Here is a 16,606-nt window from a genome sequence, read left to right as displayed (position 1 = left end):
ATGCTCCGCGTGCTCACGGCCGGCGAATCGCACGGCCCCGAACTCGTCGCCCTCATGGAAGGTCTGCCGTCCGGCGTCCCGATCTCGCGCGCCGCCATCCAGGCGGATCTCGCGCGCCGCAAGCTCGGCTACGGCCGCGGCTCGCGCATGAAGTTCGAGGAGGACGAGCTCACGATCTCCGGCGGCGTGCGCCACGGCCTGTCGCTTGGCAGCCCCATCGCACTGCGCATCGGCAACACCGAGTGGCCGAAGTGGGTCGAGGTCATGAGCCCCGAGCCCGTCGAGCTCACCGACAAGTCGCGCGGACGCGGCGCGGCCCTCACGCGACCGCGGCCCGGCCACGCCGACCTCGTCGGCATGCAGAAGTACGACTTCGACGAGGCCCGCCCGATCCTCGAGCGTGCGAGCGCCCGTGAGACGGCCGCGCGCGTCGCCCTCGGCGCCGTCGCGCGCGGGTTCCTCGGCGAGCTCGGCATCCGCCTCGTCAGCCACACCCTCTCGATCGGGCCGGTGCGCGTCCCGAAGGACGCCGCGCTGCCGACGCCCGACGACGTGGACGCGCTCGACGCCGATCCGCTGCGCTGCTTCGACGCCGCCACGAGCGAGCGGATGGTCGCCGAGGTGGACGACGCCCGCAAGGACGGCGACACGCTCGGCGGCATCGTCGAGGTGCTCGCGTACGGCCTGCCGCCAGGGCTCGGCTCGCACGTGCAGTGGGACCGCCGCCTCGACGGCAAGCTCGCCCAGGCGCTCATGGGCATCCAGGCGATCAAGGGCGTCGAGGTCGGCGACGGCTTCCTCACGACGACGCGCCGCGGCTCGCAGGCGCACGACGAGCTCTTCGCGACCGACGCCGGCATCTCGCGAGGGTCCGACCGCGCGGGCGGCACGGAGGGCGGCATGTCGACGGGCACCGTCCTGCGCGTGCGCGCCGGCATGAAGCCGATCGCGACCGTGCCGCACGCCCTGCGCACGGTCGATGTCGCGACGGGCGACACCGCGGCGGCGCACCACCAGCGCTCCGACGTGTGCGCCGTGCCCGCAGCCGGCGTCGTCGCCGAGGCGATGGTCGCCATCGTGCTCGCCGACGCCGTGCTCGAGAAGTTCGGCGGCGACAGCGTGCGCGAGACGCGGCGCAACCTCGAGAGCTACCTCGCCGCCATCCCCGAGTCGCTGCGCACGACGCCGGCGTCGGAGGCGGCGCTGCTCGAGCACGAGCTCTCGTCCTGATGGCGGAGGGCACCACCGCGGCGATCGTCCTCGTCGGCCCCATGGGCGCGGGCAAGACCAGCATCGGCCGTCGCGTCGCGCGTGAGCTCGGCGTGACGTTCACCGACACCGACAGCATCGTCGTGCGCGATCACGGCGCCATCGCCGACCTCTTCGCGACCCAGGGCGAGACCCGCTTCCGCGAGATCGAGCGCGCGGCCGTCGGCGAGGCGCTGGCCCGTGGCGGCGTCGTCGCGCTCGGCGGCGGAGCCGTGCTGAACGCCGACACGCGCCACGACCTCGCGGCGCACCGCGTCGTGCTGCTGACGGTCGCACCCCACATCGTGCGCTCGCGCATCCAGGGCGAGGCGCGTCCGCTCCTCGCGACCGACGACGACCCCGTCGCGCGCTGGCAGACCATCATGGCGGCGCGCAAGCCCCTCTACGAAGAGGTCGCCGACGTCACGTTCGACACGTCGTCCGGTCCGCTCGCGCTCGTCGTCGCGGACATCGTCGCGTGGGTCCGCGGACAGCAGCCCGCCGCCGACGGCGCATTCGGGGTTTTGAGCGAGGAGACGAAGTGACCGACCTCACGACCATCACGGTCGCCGGAGACCAGCCGTACGACGTGACCGTGGGCCGCGGCATCCTGGACCGCGTCGGCGAGGCGATCCCCGCCTCGGCACGCAAGGTGCTCGTCATCCACCCGCCGACCCTCGCGGCGCAGGCCGCGAGCCTGCGCGAGCGGCTGCTGGCCGACGGCGCGCGCGAGGTGCTCATCGCCGAGATCCCCGACGCCGAGCAGGGCAAGCGCGTCGAGGTCGCCGCGTTCTGCTGGCAGATCCTCGGGCAGGCCGACTTCACCCGGACCGACGCCATCGTCGGATTCGGCGGGGGAGCGGTGACCGATCTCGCAGGCTTCGTCGCGGCGACCTGGCTGCGCGGCGTCGCGGTCGTGCAGGTGCCGACGACCGTGCTCGGCATGGTCGACGCCGCCGTGGGCGGCAAGACCGGCATCAACACGGCGGAGGGCAAGAACCTCGTGGGCGCCTTCTGGCCGCCGACGGCCGTCGTGTGCGACCTCGAGCTGCTCGACGGGCTCTCGGTCAACGAGCGCACGGCCGGGTTCGCCGAGGTCGTCAAGGCCGGGTTCATCTGGGCGCCCGAGATCCTCGACCTCATCGAGGCCGATCCCACCGCCGCCGTCGACCCGGCGAGCCCCGCCTTCCGGCGCTCGATCGAGCTCGCGATCGACATGAAGGCGCGCGTCGTGGGGGAGGACCTCCGCGAGGCGGGCCTGCGCGAGATCCTCAACTACGGCCACACGCTGGGGCACGCGATCGAGCACGCCGAGCGCTACCGCTGGCGCCACGGCGCCGCCATCTCGGTCGGCATGCTGTTCGCCGCCGAGCTTTCGCGCCTCGCCGGACGGCTTCCGGATGCCGCGGCCCAGCGCCATCGCGACATCCTCGAGACCCTGGGCCTGCCGACCTCGTACCGGGCGGGGGCGTGGCCCCAGCTGCTGGCGACGATGCAGCGCGACAAGAAGAGCCGCGGCGGGATGCTGCGCTTCATCGTGCTCGACGACATCGCCAAGCCGACGGTGCTGCAGGCCCCCGACGAGTCGTTGCTGTTCGCCGCGTACCAGGAGGTCTCGGGCTGACGCCGCGCCGCGGCATCCACCGTCCCCAACCATGCACGAGGCCCCGTTCCGCACGATGCGGGACGGGGCCTCGGGGCTCGGACTCAGACGGCGGGAACGAGGTCGTGACGGTGCTCCGAGGCGACCCCGAGCTGAGCCGTCGGGACGTTCTTGGTCTCCCGCGCCGTCAGGGCGCTGATCGTCGCGATGATCGAGATGACGGCGGTGAAGGCGCTGATGACGACCCAGCCGCCCTGCTGCACGCCGCCGAGCGCCGCGACGATCGAGGGCGCGAAGCCGGCCATGAGGAAGCCGAGCTGCGTGCCGATCGCCATGCCGGAGAAGCGCACGCGGGTCGAGAACATCTCGCCGTAGAACGAGGGCCACACGGCGTTGGCGGCGGCGTAGCCGAACGAGAAGGTGACGACCGCGAGGAGGAACGTCACGAAGGCGTTCCCCGCGCCCATCGACAGCATGTAGAAGGGCATGAACACCGCCGAAGACAGGGCGCCGTAGATGAAGACCGGCTTGCGGCCGATGCGGTCGGCGAGCATGCCGAACAGGGGCTGCGTGCCGAGTGCGACGAAGTTCGCGGCGACGACGAGCCACAGCGTGATGGCCGCGTCGAGTCCGACCTCGACGCCGTAGGCGATGGCGAGGTTGCCGAACACGGTCGAGACGGCGGCGATGAAGGCGCAGCAGATGACGCGCAGCACGTCCCGCCAGTGGTCGCGCAGGAGGGGGAGCAGCGGCATCCGCGCGATCCGTCCCTCGGCCTTCGTCTGCTCGAACTCGGGAGTCTCGTGCAGCGTCCGGCGGATGAGCCACGCGACGAGCACGACGACGGCGCTCAGCCAGAACGGCACCCGCCAGCCCCACGTGTACTTGATCTCGTCGGGCAGCGCCACGACGGGGATGAGCACGAGTGCCGCGAGGATCTGGCCGCCCTGCGTGCCGGTCAGGGTCCACGATGTGAAGAACGACCGGCGATCGTCCGGCGCGTGCTCGAGCGTGAGCGATGAGGCGCCCGCCTGCTCACCCGCCGCCGACAGGCCCTGCAGGAGCCGGCAGAGCACGAGGATCGCGGGAGCGGCCCAGCCGATCATGTCGAAGCCGGGGATGCAGCCGATGGCGAAGGTCGAGATGCCCATCAGCAGGAGTGTGAACATGAGGACCTTCTGGCGGCCGATGCGGTCGCCGAAGTGTCCCAGGATGACGGCGCCGAGGGGCGCGCGATGTAGGCGAAGCCGAAGGTCGCGAACGACATGATGAGCGCGGCCTGGTCGTCGGAGGGGAAGAAGACGGTCGGGAAGATGAGCGCTGCGGCCGAGCCGTACAGGAAGAAGTCGTAGTACTCGACGGCGCTGCCCATGAAGCTCGCGACTGCGGCCCTCACGGGGGTCTTCCGCGCCATTGCGGTGGTGGTCATCGGGGTTTCCTTCTCTCAGGAGTCTTAGGCGAGAACCTCGTGCGGCGCAACGAGGCTGTGGAAGTGGCGGATCATGCGGTCGGGGTCGGGGGTCAGACCCGTGATGAGACGGAAGGCGTCGACGGCCTGATGGACCGCCATCCGTCCGCCGTCGAGCGTCGCGCAGCCGGCCTCGCGCGCGGCCTGCAGCAGCGCCGTGTCGAGGGGGCGGTAGACGATGTCGGCGACCCAGAGATCGGGCCGCAGGAGATCGGGGGAGAACGGGGTGCCGGGGTGCTCCTTCATGCCCGTCGGCGTGCAGTGCACGAGGCCCGACGCCGACGCGAGCAGGCGGGGGAGCGCGTCGGGCGCAGCGAAGTCGACGTCGGCCGCGTGGCGCCCGGCGAGGTCGGTCGCGAGCTCCTCCGCGCGGCCGCCGTCGAGGTCGACGACGGTGAGGCGGCGCGTGCCGACCCGCAGCAGCGCGTCGGCGACGGCGGAGCCGGCCCCGCCCGCGCCGAGCATCGTGACATGGTCGACGGGTGCGCCCGGAAGGCCCGTGCGGAACGCGGTCTCGAATCCGGTCGTGTCGGTGTTGTAGCCGACCTGACCGTCCTCGGTGAACAGCACGGTGTTGACCGAGCCGAGGGCGGCGGCGATCGGGTCGATGCGGTCGAGGTATTCCACGACGAGGCGCTTGCACGGGTGGGTGATGTTGAGGGCGTCGAAGCCCAGGCGCCGCGCCCACGTGAGGATGTCGGGCAGCTGGTCCGGGGCGAGGCCGAGGGTCGTGAGGTCGATCGTGCGGTACACGTAGTCGAGGCCGAGGGCGCGAGCCTCCGCCATGTGCATGGCGGGCGTGAGCGATGGCGTCACACCCGTTCCGACGAGCCCCACGAGATAGGGCGGGGTCTGGGTCATGGCACTCCTTCGTCCGACCACAATGTACTAACTGGTACGTTCAGAGGAAACCACGAGTGAGAGGCGCTGTCAAGGGACGCGCTGTGGAGTGTGGGCTCGCGAGTGGAGGGATGCCGCGTCGCGGCGTGGGCGACTACGCCTGGGGCGCGGTCAGCCAGCCCACGACGACGTCGCCGATGAGGCCGCGCAGGTGGCGGCGGCGTTCGGGGTCGGTGAAGGACATGTCGAAGAGGTACCCGAACGTGTACTGGTTCGCGATCTGGAAGACGCAGTAGGCACTGATCACGAGGTGCACATCGATCGCGTCGACGTCGGCCCGGAAGACCCCGGCGGCACGGCCGCGCTCGAGGATCTCGTCGAGCAGGGTCTTGGCGGGCTGGGCCAGCGTGCGCAGCGAGTCGATCCGCCGGATGAACTCGCCGCGGTGGATGTTCTCGATCGCGACGAGGCGGATGAACGCGTCGTGGGTCACGTGGTGGTCGAACGTGAGCTCGGCGAGCTGGCGGATGGCCGCGACGGGATCCGTGTGGTCCACGTCGATCGCGCGCTCGGCCTCGCGGATCCCCTGGTAGGCGTTCTCGAGCACCGCGAGGTACAGCTGCTCCTTGCCGCCGAAGTAGTAGTAGATCATCCGCTTCGTCGTGCGCGTGCGCTCGGCGATGTCGTCGACGCGAGCGCCCGAGTAGCCCTCCTCGGCGAAGACCTCGGTCGCCACGGCGAGGAGCTCGGCTCGCGTCCGCTCGGCGTCACGCGATACGGGGGGCACGGTTGTCAGGATAGTCGGCACCTTTCGCCGATCCGCGGAAACAGGGGAGTGCGCCACAATGTACTAACTGGTACATTGTGGCGCATGAAGACCTCGATCGCGACGGTGTGCTTGAGCGGGACGCTCGCCGAGAAGCTCCACGCGGCGGCATCCGCGGGCTTCGACGGCGTCGAGATCTTCGAGCCCGACCTCATCGCGGCGCCCGAGAGCCCCGAGGAGATCCGTGCGCTCGCCGCACGCCTGGGTCTCACGCTCGACCTGTACCAGCCCATGCGCGACGTGGAGGGAGTGGACGAGGATGCCTTCCGCGACGTCCTGCGCCGCGCCGAGGCCAAGTTCGGCCTCATGCAGCGCCTCGGCATCGACGTCGTGCTGTGCTGCAGCAACGTCGCCACCGCGACGATCGACGACGACGAGGTGTCGGCGTCGCAGCTGCGCCGTCTCGGCGAGCTCGCGCGGGGATACGGCATCCGGATCGCCTTCGAAGCCCTCGCCTGGGGGCGATTCGTCGACGACTATCGCCGGGCGTGGCGCATCGCCCGACTCGCCGACCACCCGGCAGTCGGCGTGTGCCTCGACTCGTTCCACATCCTCTCGCGCGGCCACGACCCCGCCGCGATCGAGCAGATCCCCGGCGAGAAGATCTTCTTCCTGCAGCTCGCCGACGCCCCCGCGCTGTCGATGGACGTCCTGTCGTGGAGCCGGCACCACCGGCTCTTCCCGGGCGAGGGCAGCTTCGACCTGACGCGCTTCCTGACGCACGTCGTGCGCGCCGGCTACACGGGCCCCGTGTCGCTCGAGGTGTTCAACGACACGTTCCGGCAGACGGACGTGCGCAGCACCGCCGTGCACGCACGCCGGTCCCTCCGCTGGCTCGAGGATGCCGTCGCCCGCGAGCTCGGCGCGGAGGCCGGCTTCGCACCGCTTCCCGGCGCCGGCGCACCGGCCGCATTCGACTTCGTCGAGATCAAGGCCGAGGACACCTCGAGCATCGAGGCGCTGCTCGAGACGGTGGGGTTCACGCCCCGCGGCAAGCACCGCACGAAGCCCGTCACGCTGTGGACTGCGGGCGCTGCGCGCGTCGTGCTCAACGAGCAGCACGCGCGCGGGCTCGACCCCCACCTCGCCGCGCTCGGCTTCGCGGTCTCCGACCCCGCGGCGCTGACGGCGCGTGCCGGCGAGCTCGGCACGCCGTTCGCGTACCGCCGGACGTACGCGGGGGAGCAGGCGCTCGACGGGGCCGTCGCGCCGGACGGCACCGAGATCTACTGGGCCCCGCAGGGCGACGGCGGCGGCGAGCCTGCGTGGGCGGCGGAGTTCGAGCACGGGGCATCCGTCCGCGACAGCCCCGTCGTGGGCATCGACCACGTGAGCCTCGGCCAGCCGTGGCAGGTGATCGACGAGGCCATCCTGTTCTTCGCCTCGGTGCTGGAGCTTCCGACAGCGAGTTCGACGGAGGTCGCGAGCCCGCAGGGCCTCGTGCAGAGCCGCGTCATCCAGTCGCCGGACGGGTCGATCCGCATCCCGCTCAACGTCTCTCCGCCGATCCTGTCCGGACGCCGCGCGGCACTTCCGCAGCACGTCGCGTTCGCGTGCGACGACATCGTCGCGCTCGCCCGCGCGGCGCGGGCCCGTGGCCTGTCGCCCCTCCCGATCCCGCAGAACTACTACGACGACCTGGCGGCCCGCTTCGACCTCGATGACGCCTTCCTTGCGACGCTGAAAGAGCTCGACCTCGTGTACGACCGCGACGCGGACGGCGAATACCTGCACTTCTACACGGCCACGGTCGGCGACCTGTTCTGCGAATTCGTCGAGCGGCGCGGCCGATACGACGGCTACGGCGCCGGCAATGCACCCGTACGGCTCTCCGCGCAGCAGGCGGGTGCGGAGCCCGCTGATATCGTGCGAGCATGACCGCTCCGCGCCGGATCCTGCTCGTCAACGGACCCAACCTGAACCTCCTGGGCGTCCGCGAGCCCGAGGTGTACGGCACCGAGACGCTCGCCGACGTCGAGCGCATCGCGAGGGATGCCGCGGCGGCGCGCGGCTTCGAGCTGCGGGCCGTGCAGAGCAACCACGAAGGCGTCCTGCTCGACGCCATCCACGCGGCGCGCGAAGAGTGCGCGGGCATCGTGATCAACCCCGGCGGCCTGACGCACACCTCCGTCGTGCTGCGCGACGCCCTGTCGGGCGTGGCCCTCCCCGTCGCCGAGGTGCACATCTCCGACGTCATGAAGCGCGAGGAGTTCCGCCACCACTCGTACGTCGCCGACGTCGCCGTCGTGCACGTCATCGGCGAGGGCGTCCACGGCTACGCGACCGCGGTGGCCCGCCTCATCGCCGTCATCACCGGCCAGACCGACTGACGGCATCCCGGGCATCCCGGGCATCCCGGTCCCTCCCGGCCCGCGGACGAAGACCGTGAGCCTCCACCCGACTGCCGAGCACATGGGTGTCACCCGCGTGGTCGGCAGCCCAGTGGAGGCTCACGGGCAGAGGGTCAGGCGGGCTCGGCGACCGCCGGGGGCGCGGAGGCCGGGACGGGCGCGGGCCTGGCCGGCAGGGCGAAGCAGACCCCGATCGCGACGACAGTGAACCCGACCGCCGTCCAGAACGCGACGACGAAGCCGGCCGCGACATCCGCCGCCGTCGTCGCACCGTCCGTCGCGAGCTCGAGGACGACCGCGAGGAGCGCCGTGCCGAAGGCGCCGCCGAGCTGCTGCGTGAGGCGCGTGATGATGCTCGCGTGCGGCACCTCGTCGTGCTCGAGGCCGAGGAAGGCGACCGACATCACGGGGATCATGACGGCGCCCATGCCGAAGCCGCGAACGAGCAGCACGGCCATGAGCCACCACTGGTTGGTCGCCCCATCCGCCATGGCGAAGGGGATCGTCGCGGCGCCCATGATGACGAAGCCCGCGATCGCGACGAACCTCGCGCCGATCGAGTCGGTGAACCGGCCCGCAAGTGTGCGGCTGAGGAGGGCGCCGACGCCCTGCGGCACGAGCATGAGCGCCGCCCCGAGCGGGTCGAGACCGCGCACGATCTGGAAGTACAGCGGCAGCAGCAGCATCGCGCCGTAGAGCGACGCGCCCGACAGGAAGAGCACGGCCGACGACGATGCGACGGAGCGACGGCGCAGCAGCCCGACGTCGACGAGCGCGCCGTTCGGGCGGCGGACCTGGGTCACGACGAACGCGGTCATGAGCACGAGTCCCACGGCCACGGGGATCCAGACGTCGGGACGCGCGAACCCGCCGTCCTGGCTGACGTTGGACAGGCCGTACAGGATGCCGACGAGGGCGGGGGAGACGAGCACGAGGCCGACCCAGTCGAGCACCGGCTTGCCGCGCGGGGCGTCGGCGGGGATGAACCGCCACGCCAGGAGCAGCCCTGCGACGCAGAACGGGACGTTCACCCAGAACAGCCAGCGCCAGTCGGCGAAGCTGAGGATGAGGCCGCCGATCGTGGGGCCGAGGATGGGGCCGAGCGCGGCGGGGAGGCTCACCATCGCCATGAGCCGCCCGAGGCCCACTCCGCCTGGCACCTGCTGGATCGCGAGCGTCGCCATGAGCGGCATCATCAGGCCGCCGCCGATGCCCTGCAGCACCCGGAAGGCGATGAGGCTCGGCGCGTCCCACGCGAGGCTGCACAGGATCGACGCGATGAGGAAGATCGTCAGGGCGATCATCCAGAGGCGCTTGCCGCCGACGCGCGCCTGCGCCCACCCCACGACGGGGATCGCGACGCCGAGCGCGAGCAGGTACGCCGTCGTCACCCACTGGATCGTGCTGACCGGCACGCCGAGGTCGATCGACAGCGTCTTGAGCGCGATGCTCATGATCGTGCTGTCGAAGATGACGGCGAGCCCACCGACCACGAGCACAAGGGCGGTGACGATGGCGCGGCGCGGGACGGCCGGAGCGGCGGGGACGGTGGTCACGAGAGTGCTCCTCAATAAGATACAGATATGTATCTCTATCGCCCCGAGTGTACGCCGAGCCGATAAGATACACAAATGGCTCTTGAAGAGACGCAGACGCGCCGCCGCGGCAAGGAGCTGGAGGACGCGATCCTCGCCGCGGGCTGGGCGCAGCTGCTCAACAGCGGGTACTACGGCTTCACGATCGACGCCGTCGCCGAGCGCGCCGAGACGAGTCGCTCCGTCATCTACCGGCGCTGGGCGGACCGCGACGAGCTCCTCAAGGCCACGCTCATGTTCGGGCTCAATCAAGGACGCACGGAGCCGCCCGACACGGGGAGCCTCCGCGAGGACCTCATCGAGCTCCTGCGCGGCGCGAATCACCGCAACGCCGTCATCGCCCCCGTCATGAGCGTCTTCATGGGCGCCTACTACTCCGAGTCGGGCCGCACGTTCGCCGACGTCCGCCGCGAGGCGTTCGGCGACCGCGCCGGCACGTCGCTCGACACGATCCTGAAGCGCGCGATCGCGCGCGGCGAGGTCGACCCCGACCGGCTCACCCCGCGCGTGCGCACCGTCGCCACCGACCTGTACCGCCACGACGTGCTCATGACGGCGGCGCCGCCCAGCGACGACGACATCGTCGCCATCGTCGACGAGGTGTTCCTGCCCCTCGTCGCCCCGCCGCGGCGGGGCTGATCGCGGGGTCGGGTGCGGCATCCCGTAGAATCGAACGTCGGTCTTCCGCGCCTGCGCGACCGACCCCCTGACACGAAACGGACTTCTTCAGCCATGGCATCGACCGCAGACATCAAGAACGGCGTCGTCCTCAGCATCGACGGGCAGCTCTGGAGCGTCATCGAGTTCCAGCACGTCAAGCCCGGCAAGGGTGGTGCGTTCGTCCGAACCAAGCTCAAGAACGTCGTCTCCGGCAAGGTCGTCGACCGCACGTACAACGCCGGCGCGAAGATCGAGATCGAGAACGTCGACCGCCGCGACTTCACGTACCTGTACAACGACGGCGAGGGCTTCGTCTTCATGGATGTCGCGGACTACGACCAGCTGACGGTCGGCGCCGCGACCGTGGGCGACGCGAAGAACTTCCTGCTCGAGAACCAGCAGGTGCAGATCGCCCTCAACAACGGAAACCCGCTCTACGTCGAGCTGCCGGCCTCCGTCGTGCTCGAGATCACGTACACCGAGCCGGGCCTCCAGGGCGACCGCTCGTCGGCCGGCACGAAGCCCGCAACCGTCGAGACGGGCTACGAGATCCAGGTTCCGCTGTTCCTCGAGACCGGCACCAAGGTCAAGGTCGACACGCGCACGGGCGACTACCTCGGCCGCGTGAACTGAGCCTTGAGCGCCCGTACGAAGGCGCGCAAGCGCGCGCTCGACATCCTGTTCCAGGCTGACGTCCGCGGCGACGACGTCGCGACGATCCTTGCCGCCGAGGCCAAGCGCGCCGCGAGCGAGCCCGCCCGCGAGGCCTCGTGGCTCTACGCGCGCGACATCGTCGACGGCGTGATCGACAACCGGGACGCGATCGACGAGCAGATCACGACGTTCGCGAAGGACTGGTCGCTCGCGCGCATGCCGGCCGTCGACCGCGCCCTGCTGCGCATCGGCGCGTGGGAGATCCTCTACAACGACCAGGTGCCCGCCGCCGTCGCGATCGACGAGGCGGTCGAGCTCGCGAAGGAGTTCTCGACCGACGACTCCGGCTCGTTCGTGCACGGAGTGCTCGCACGCATCTCGCGCGCGTCCTGACGAGGCAGCGCCGCTGTCGGCGGGCGGCGGGATGATGGATGCCGTGATCCCCCCGCACGTCGCCGTGTCGCACATCCGCGGCCGGGCCGGCCTGCAGACGTACGAGCGCGGCGCCGGCTACTTCGAGTCGGGCGCCGTGCACGGGCTGACGTGGGATCCCGCGACGTCGGTGCTCGAGTCCGACGTCATCGGCAGCGCGGGACGCGTCTACCGCGCGCGGGTGCGCCTCGACCCGCACCGCCCCGACCGGCCGATCGCGGCCATGGCGTGCACGTGCCCGGTGCAGTTCGACTGCAAGCACGGCGTCGCGACGATCCTCGCGGGCAACAGCCTCGCCGAGCACGCCCCTCCGCTCGGGCCTGCGGTCTGGCGCACGCTCCTGGGCGCCCAGGACGGTGGGCACCGGCGGACCACGACGGCGCTCGCCCTCGGCGTCGAGCTGCGCCAGCGCGTGCGGCGCGGGGCCTCGACATGGTCGCCTGCGCGGGTCGAGTCGGCGACGCCGCGCGGCCTGCACCAGTTCGGGCCCGACGTGCTCGTTGGGCTGCGCCCGCTCGAGCACAGCCCGCGCAGCGACGCCTGGATCAAGGGCGACGCGTCGTGGGACGCCGTGCGCCGCCCCACGACGCGCTTCGATCCCGCCCAGGCGCGGTGGTTCGCCGAGCTGCACAGCATCGGCCGCGACCTGCGCACGCTCGGCACCTTCACCGACGGCTCGGAATGGCTCACGCTCGACGACATCGAGTCGAGCCTGTTCTGGCCGCACCTCGACGCGGCGGCGGGGCACGGCATCCCGATCGTCCCGACGCGCCGTCAGCACACGATCGCGCTCGCACGCGCTGAGGCCGCACTGCATGTCGCCCGACAGGACGCCTCATTCGTCGTCACCGCCCGCGCGACGATCGACGACGAGCAGGTGGATGCCTCCGCCCTTCGGCCGATCGGACGCATCGGCGTCTACCGGTTCGAGGTCGTCCGCGCGGGCATCGCGCTGACCCTCGCCCCCGTCGCGCTCTCCGAGCCGCTGCGCTCGCTCCTCGCCGGCGACGTCTCGGCGCTGGTGCCTGCGAGCGACTCTGCGGAGTTCCTCGCCGACCACCTCCCGCGCCTCCTGCGGCTCGGGCCGGTACAGGCCAGCGGGCTCGCGCTTCCGACGCCCGTGCGCCCGACGCTGGTTCTCGCTGTGGCCTTCGCGCCGTCGCACCGGCTCGAGTTCGCCTTCACGTGGCGCTACGGCCGCGAGTCGGGGCTGCCCTTCACCTCGCCGGCGACGGCGGATCGAGACGAGGCGGCCGAGTCGGCGATCGCGGCACGTGTGCGCTCCGCATGGGACGAGGCATCCGTCGTGCCCTTCGAGGCCACGGGCACGCTCACGGGTCTTCCGGCCGCGGAGTTCGCGGCGCACGTGCTCCCGGCGCTCGAAGCGCTCGACGACGTCGTGGTCGAACTCTCCGGCGAGCGCCCGCGCTACCGCGAGCTGACCGGCGACCCGCGGATCGAGATCACGACGGTCGAGTCGACCGACCCGGACTGGTTCGACCTCGGCGTCGTCGTGACGATCGACGGGCGCAGCATCCCGTTCGCGCCGCTGTTCACGGCGCTCACGCGGGGGCGGAAGAAGATCCTGCTGAGCGACGGCGCCTACTTCTCCCTGTCCCATCCGTCGCTGCAGCGCCTGCGCGACCTCATCGAGGAGGCGGGCGAGCTGGAGGAATGGGAGACGGGGCCGCGCCTCAACCGGCGCCAGACCGACCTCTGGGCCGACTTCGAAGACCTCGCCGACGAAGCTCAGCCCGCCGTGTCGTGGCGGACCACGGCCGAGGGGCTGCGCGCCGCGGACGGCGTGCCGGCGGCGCCCGTGCCCGCGGGCCTGCGCGCCGAGCTCCGCCCGTACCAGCGCGCCGGCTACGACTGGCTCGCGTTCCTGTGGGACCACCGGCTCGGCGGCATCCTCGCCGACGACATGGGGCTCGGCAAGACGCTGCAGACCCTCGCGCTCATCGCCCACACGCGCGACGCGGGGGAGCGGCGGCCGTTCCTCGTCGTGGCCCCGACATCGGTGCTCTCGACCTGGCGGTCCGAGGCCGCCCGATTCACCCCCGACCTGCGCGTCGAGGTCGTCGGTGCCCGCAGCAGGTCGGTTCGGGATGCCGCCACCCGCGTCGACGTCATCGTGACGTCTTACGCCCTGCTGCGGCTCGACGAACGCGAGTACGCGCGCGTGGAGTGGGCCGGCGTCGTGCTCGACGAGGCGCAGTTCGTCAAGAACAGTCAGACGAAGGCCTATCGCGCCGTCCTCGCGCTGAAGGCCGACGTCGTCTTCGCCATCACCGGCACGCCGCTGGAGAACAGCCTCACCGAACTGTGGGCCCTCCTCGCGCTGGTGGCACCGGGCCTGTTCGCCTCGGCGCGCAGGTTCCGCGAGGAATACGTCAAACCCATCGAGAAGGGCAAGGTTCCCGACGACCAGGAGGGCGGCGAGTACCGCGCGCGACGCCTCGCGCGCTTGCGGCGCCGCATCCGCCCGCTCGTGCTGCGCCGCACGAAGGAGCAGGTCGCCGCCGACCTGCCGCCCAAGCAGGAGCAGGAGGTGCGCGTCGAGCTCAGCCCCGCCCACCGCGCCCTGTACGACACGGTGCTGCAGCGCGAGCGCCAGAAGGTGCTCGGCCTCCTCGACGACCTCGACCGCAACCGCTTCATCGTGTTCCGCTCGCTCACGCTGCTGCGGATGCTGAGCCTTGCGCCCGAACTCGTCGACGCGGCCCACTCCGACATCGCGCCGAGCAAGCTCACGGCCCTGTTCGAGCAGCTTGACGAGGCCCTCGAGGAGGGGCACCGGGCGCTCGTGTTCAGCCAGTTCACGTCCTTCCTCGGCCTCGTCGCGAAGCGGCTCGAAGCCCGCGGCATCCCGTTCGCCTACCTCGACGGATCGACGCGAGACCGGGATGCCGCCGTCGCCGGCTTCCGCGACGGCGACGCGCCGGTGTTCCTGATCAGCCTCAAGGCGGGCGGCTTCGGGCTGACGCTCACCGACGCCGACTACGTCTTCCTGCTCGATCCATGGTGGAACCCGGCCGCCGAGGCGCAGGCGGTCGACCGCGCGCATCGCATCGGACAGACCCGCAGCGTCATGGTCTACCGCCTCATCGCGAACGGCACGATCGAGGAGAAGGTCATGGCGCTGCAGCAGCGCAAGGCGCGCCTGTTCCGGTCGGTCATGGACGACGACGCCCTGTTCGGGCAGGCCCTCACGGCCGACGACATCCGGGGGCTCTTCGAGCCCTGATCCCTCCGCACGGCCCGCCGCCGCGGCGAGGCCGGAGGTCTTGATTAGACTCGACGGGTTCGACTCAGGAGGACTCCCCATGCGCATCACGGGCCTCGGCCATGCCGGAATGTTCATCGAGACCAGGGGTGGCAGCATCCTGTGCGACCCGGTGATCGGGCCGACGTTCTTCGGCTCATGGTTCCCGTTCCCCGACAACCGGGGCCTGGACTGGGAGCGGTTCGGCAAGGCCGACTTCCTGTACATCTCGCACCGCCACCGCGACCACTTCGACCCGAAGCTCATGGAGCGGGTCGTCCCGAAGACGATCAAGGTCCTGTTGCCGGACTATCCGACCGACGACCTCGAGCAGGACCTCCGGGGGCTCGGCTACGACAACATCGTCTACACGCAGGCCGGCGTCCCTCTCGAGTTCGGCGAGCTCAAGGTCATGGTCACCCCGCTGCGCGCGCCCAGCGACGGCCCCATCGGCGACTCCTCGCTGTCGGTCGACGACGGCTCCGCGAGCATCCTGAACCAGAACGACTCGCACCCGCTCGACCTCGAGAAGCTCATGTCGTTCTCCAAGCCCGAGGCGTACTTCACGCAGGTGTCCGGCGCGATCTGGTGGCCCATGGTCTACGACCTCCCGCAGGACGCGAAGCAGAACTTCGCCAAGCTCAAGCGCGACGCGCAGAACAAGCGCGCCATGTACTACATCGAGAAGGTGGATGCCGAGCACGTCTTCCCGATGGCGGGCCCGCCGATGTTCCTGCGCGAAGAGCTGTTCCGCTACAACGGGCAGGGCCTGGAGGGCGACGCGATCTTCACCGACCAGCGCGAGTTCCTCGCCCACATGCGGGAGCTGCGGCCCGAGCAGAAGGGCTACGAGTTCGTCCCCGGCACCGTGGTGGAGCTGAACGGCGGCGAGCTGTCGGTCACGCAGTCGCTGTACACGGATGCCGAGATGGACCGGTTCTTCGACGACAAGTGGGCCTATCTGGCCGAGCAGCGCGACTCGCGCCAGGACGAGATCCGCGCGGAGGAGGCATCCCGCGCCCCTGTCCTTGCGCCCGACGAGATGCTCGCCGCGATCAAGGAATGGTGGGAGCCGCTCCTGCGCCGCGCCCGCACGATCCGCAACGGGGTCGGCGGAAACGTGCGGTTCCGCATCGGCGAGCTCGACATGGTCGTGGACTTCCCCAAGGCGAAGGTGCGGGAGTACGCGGGGGAGGAGTGCATCTACTGGTACACGATCCCCGCCGACCTCGTCTCGACCAACATCGCCGACGGCGAGATCGACTGGTCGAACTCGATCTTCCTGTCGATGCAGTTCGAGGTGGGGCGCAGCGGCAAGTTCAACGAGTTCCTCACGACGTTCCTCAAGTGCCTGTCCCGCGACCGCATCGAGTACGTCGAGAACTGGTACGCCGAGCAGACCGACCAGACCGAGGACGCCCGGCTCGGCGACTGGATGGTGCAGCGCCGCTGCCCGCACCTGCGCGCCGACCTCACCAAGACCGGCAAGATCGAGGACGGCGTGCTGACCTGCTCCCTGCACGACTGGAGCTGGGACCTCGCCAGCGGCAAGTGCCTGACGTCCCAGGGCCACCCGATCCGCGCCTCGCAGGTCGAAGAGGAGGCGGACCAGCCCGCGGCCTGAGGCGAGCTTGTCGCCGGCGTTTTCACCGAGACAGGGGATC

The 16,606-nt window shown here is 70.9% G+C and carries 13 protein-coding genes and 1 pseudogene; 10 read left to right on the top strand and 4 right to left on the bottom strand.

Annotated features, from left to right (window positions below; all coding sequences use genetic code 11):
* From aroC to aroB, 3 genes are read left to right on the top strand one after another with little or no spacing between them, the layout of a single operon-like run.
* Window positions 1–1,230, top strand: coding sequence for a chorismate synthase (aroC, locus tag ACH3VR_RS05650; RefSeq protein WP_396639792.1), 1,230 nt, complete (start codon window positions 1–3; stop codon window positions 1,228–1,230).
* Complete coding sequence (locus ACH3VR_RS05645) at window positions 1,230–1,793, top strand: shikimate kinase (RefSeq protein WP_396639791.1); 564 nt, start codon at window positions 1,230–1,232, stop codon at window positions 1,791–1,793. Before aroC ends, ACH3VR_RS05645 begins: the two co-directional genes overlap by 1 nt.
* Window positions 1,790–2,872, top strand: a complete 1,083-nt coding sequence (aroB, locus tag ACH3VR_RS05640) for a 3-dehydroquinate synthase (RefSeq protein WP_396639790.1) — start codon at window positions 1,790–1,792, stop codon at window positions 2,870–2,872. Before ACH3VR_RS05645 ends, aroB begins: the two co-directional genes overlap by 4 nt.
* 83 nt (window positions 2,873–2,955) lie before the next feature.
* Here the strand turns inward: aroB and ACH3VR_RS05635 are convergent.
* From ACH3VR_RS05635 to ACH3VR_RS05625, 3 genes and pseudogenes are all read right to left on the bottom strand, one after another.
* Window positions 2,956–4,280, bottom strand: a pseudogene (locus tag ACH3VR_RS05635) (MFS transporter).
* A 24-nt stretch (window positions 4,281–4,304) separates the two neighbouring features.
* Window positions 4,305–5,180, bottom strand: a complete 876-nt coding sequence (locus ACH3VR_RS05630; protein WP_396639789.1) for a shikimate dehydrogenase — start codon at window positions 5,178–5,180, stop codon at window positions 4,305–4,307.
* A gap of 133 nt (window positions 5,181–5,313) precedes the next feature.
* Window positions 5,314–5,946 (bottom strand): TetR/AcrR family transcriptional regulator, encoded by a 633-nt coding sequence (locus tag ACH3VR_RS05625; protein ID WP_396639788.1) that lies wholly within the window; start codon window positions 5,944–5,946, stop codon window positions 5,314–5,316.
* An 84-nt stretch (window positions 5,947–6,030) separates the two neighbouring features.
* On the opposite strand from ACH3VR_RS05625, the gene ACH3VR_RS05620 reads away from it, so the two are divergent.
* Complete coding sequence (locus ACH3VR_RS05620; RefSeq protein WP_396639787.1) at window positions 6,031–7,863, top strand: bifunctional sugar phosphate isomerase/epimerase/4-hydroxyphenylpyruvate dioxygenase family protein; 1,833 nt, start codon at window positions 6,031–6,033, stop codon at window positions 7,861–7,863.
* A complete protein-coding gene (aroQ, locus tag ACH3VR_RS05615) occupies window positions 7,860–8,315 on the top strand; it encodes a type II 3-dehydroquinate dehydratase (RefSeq protein WP_396639786.1) in 456 nt (151 codons plus the stop codon). The genes ACH3VR_RS05620 and aroQ overlap by 4 nt, the downstream gene beginning before the upstream one ends.
* 134 nt (window positions 8,316–8,449) lie before the next feature.
* Here aroQ and ACH3VR_RS05610 read toward each other — a convergent pair whose 3' ends face one another.
* Window positions 8,450–9,892: an MDR family MFS transporter gene (locus tag ACH3VR_RS05610; protein WP_396639785.1), complete on the bottom strand. Its 1,443-nt coding sequence runs from the start codon at window positions 9,890–9,892 to the stop codon at window positions 8,450–8,452.
* Between the two features lie 75 nt (window positions 9,893–9,967).
* Between ACH3VR_RS05610 and ACH3VR_RS05605 the strand changes: the two genes are divergently transcribed.
* The 5 genes from ACH3VR_RS05605 (at window position 9,968) to ACH3VR_RS05585 (ending at window position 16,566) form a co-directional block, all read left to right on the top strand.
* Entirely contained in the window at window positions 9,968–10,570 is a 603-nt protein-coding gene (locus ACH3VR_RS05605) for a TetR/AcrR family transcriptional regulator (RefSeq protein ID WP_396639784.1), read from the top strand.
* 93 nt (window positions 10,571–10,663) lie between these two features.
* The gene (gene efp / locus ACH3VR_RS05600) at window positions 10,664–11,224 is read left to right on the top strand and encodes an elongation factor P (RefSeq protein ID WP_396639783.1); all 561 of its coding nucleotides are present in this window, start codon (window positions 10,664–10,666) and stop codon (window positions 11,222–11,224) included.
* Window positions 11,225–11,227: 3 nt separating this feature from the next.
* On the top strand, window positions 11,228–11,638 hold the full coding sequence (nusB, locus tag ACH3VR_RS05595) for a transcription antitermination factor NusB (protein ID WP_396639782.1): 411 nt from the start codon (window positions 11,228–11,230) through the stop codon (window positions 11,636–11,638).
* A 43-nt stretch (window positions 11,639–11,681) separates the two neighbouring features.
* Window positions 11,682–14,924: a DEAD/DEAH box helicase gene (locus ACH3VR_RS05590; RefSeq protein ID WP_396639781.1), complete on the top strand. Its 3,243-nt coding sequence runs from the start codon at window positions 11,682–11,684 to the stop codon at window positions 14,922–14,924.
* A 79-nt stretch (window positions 14,925–15,003) separates the two neighbouring features.
* Window positions 15,004–16,566, top strand: coding sequence for a Rieske 2Fe-2S domain-containing protein (locus tag ACH3VR_RS05585; RefSeq protein ID WP_396639780.1), 1,563 nt, complete (start codon window positions 15,004–15,006; stop codon window positions 16,564–16,566).
* Window positions 16,567–16,606 lie beyond the last annotated feature (40 nt).

The organism is Microbacterium alkaliflavum (assembly GCF_044325405.1).
Lineage (GTDB): Bacteria > Actinomycetota > Actinomycetes > Actinomycetales > Microbacteriaceae > Microbacterium > Microbacterium alkaliflavum.
This window is presented reverse-complemented; position numbering and strand designations above follow the sequence as displayed.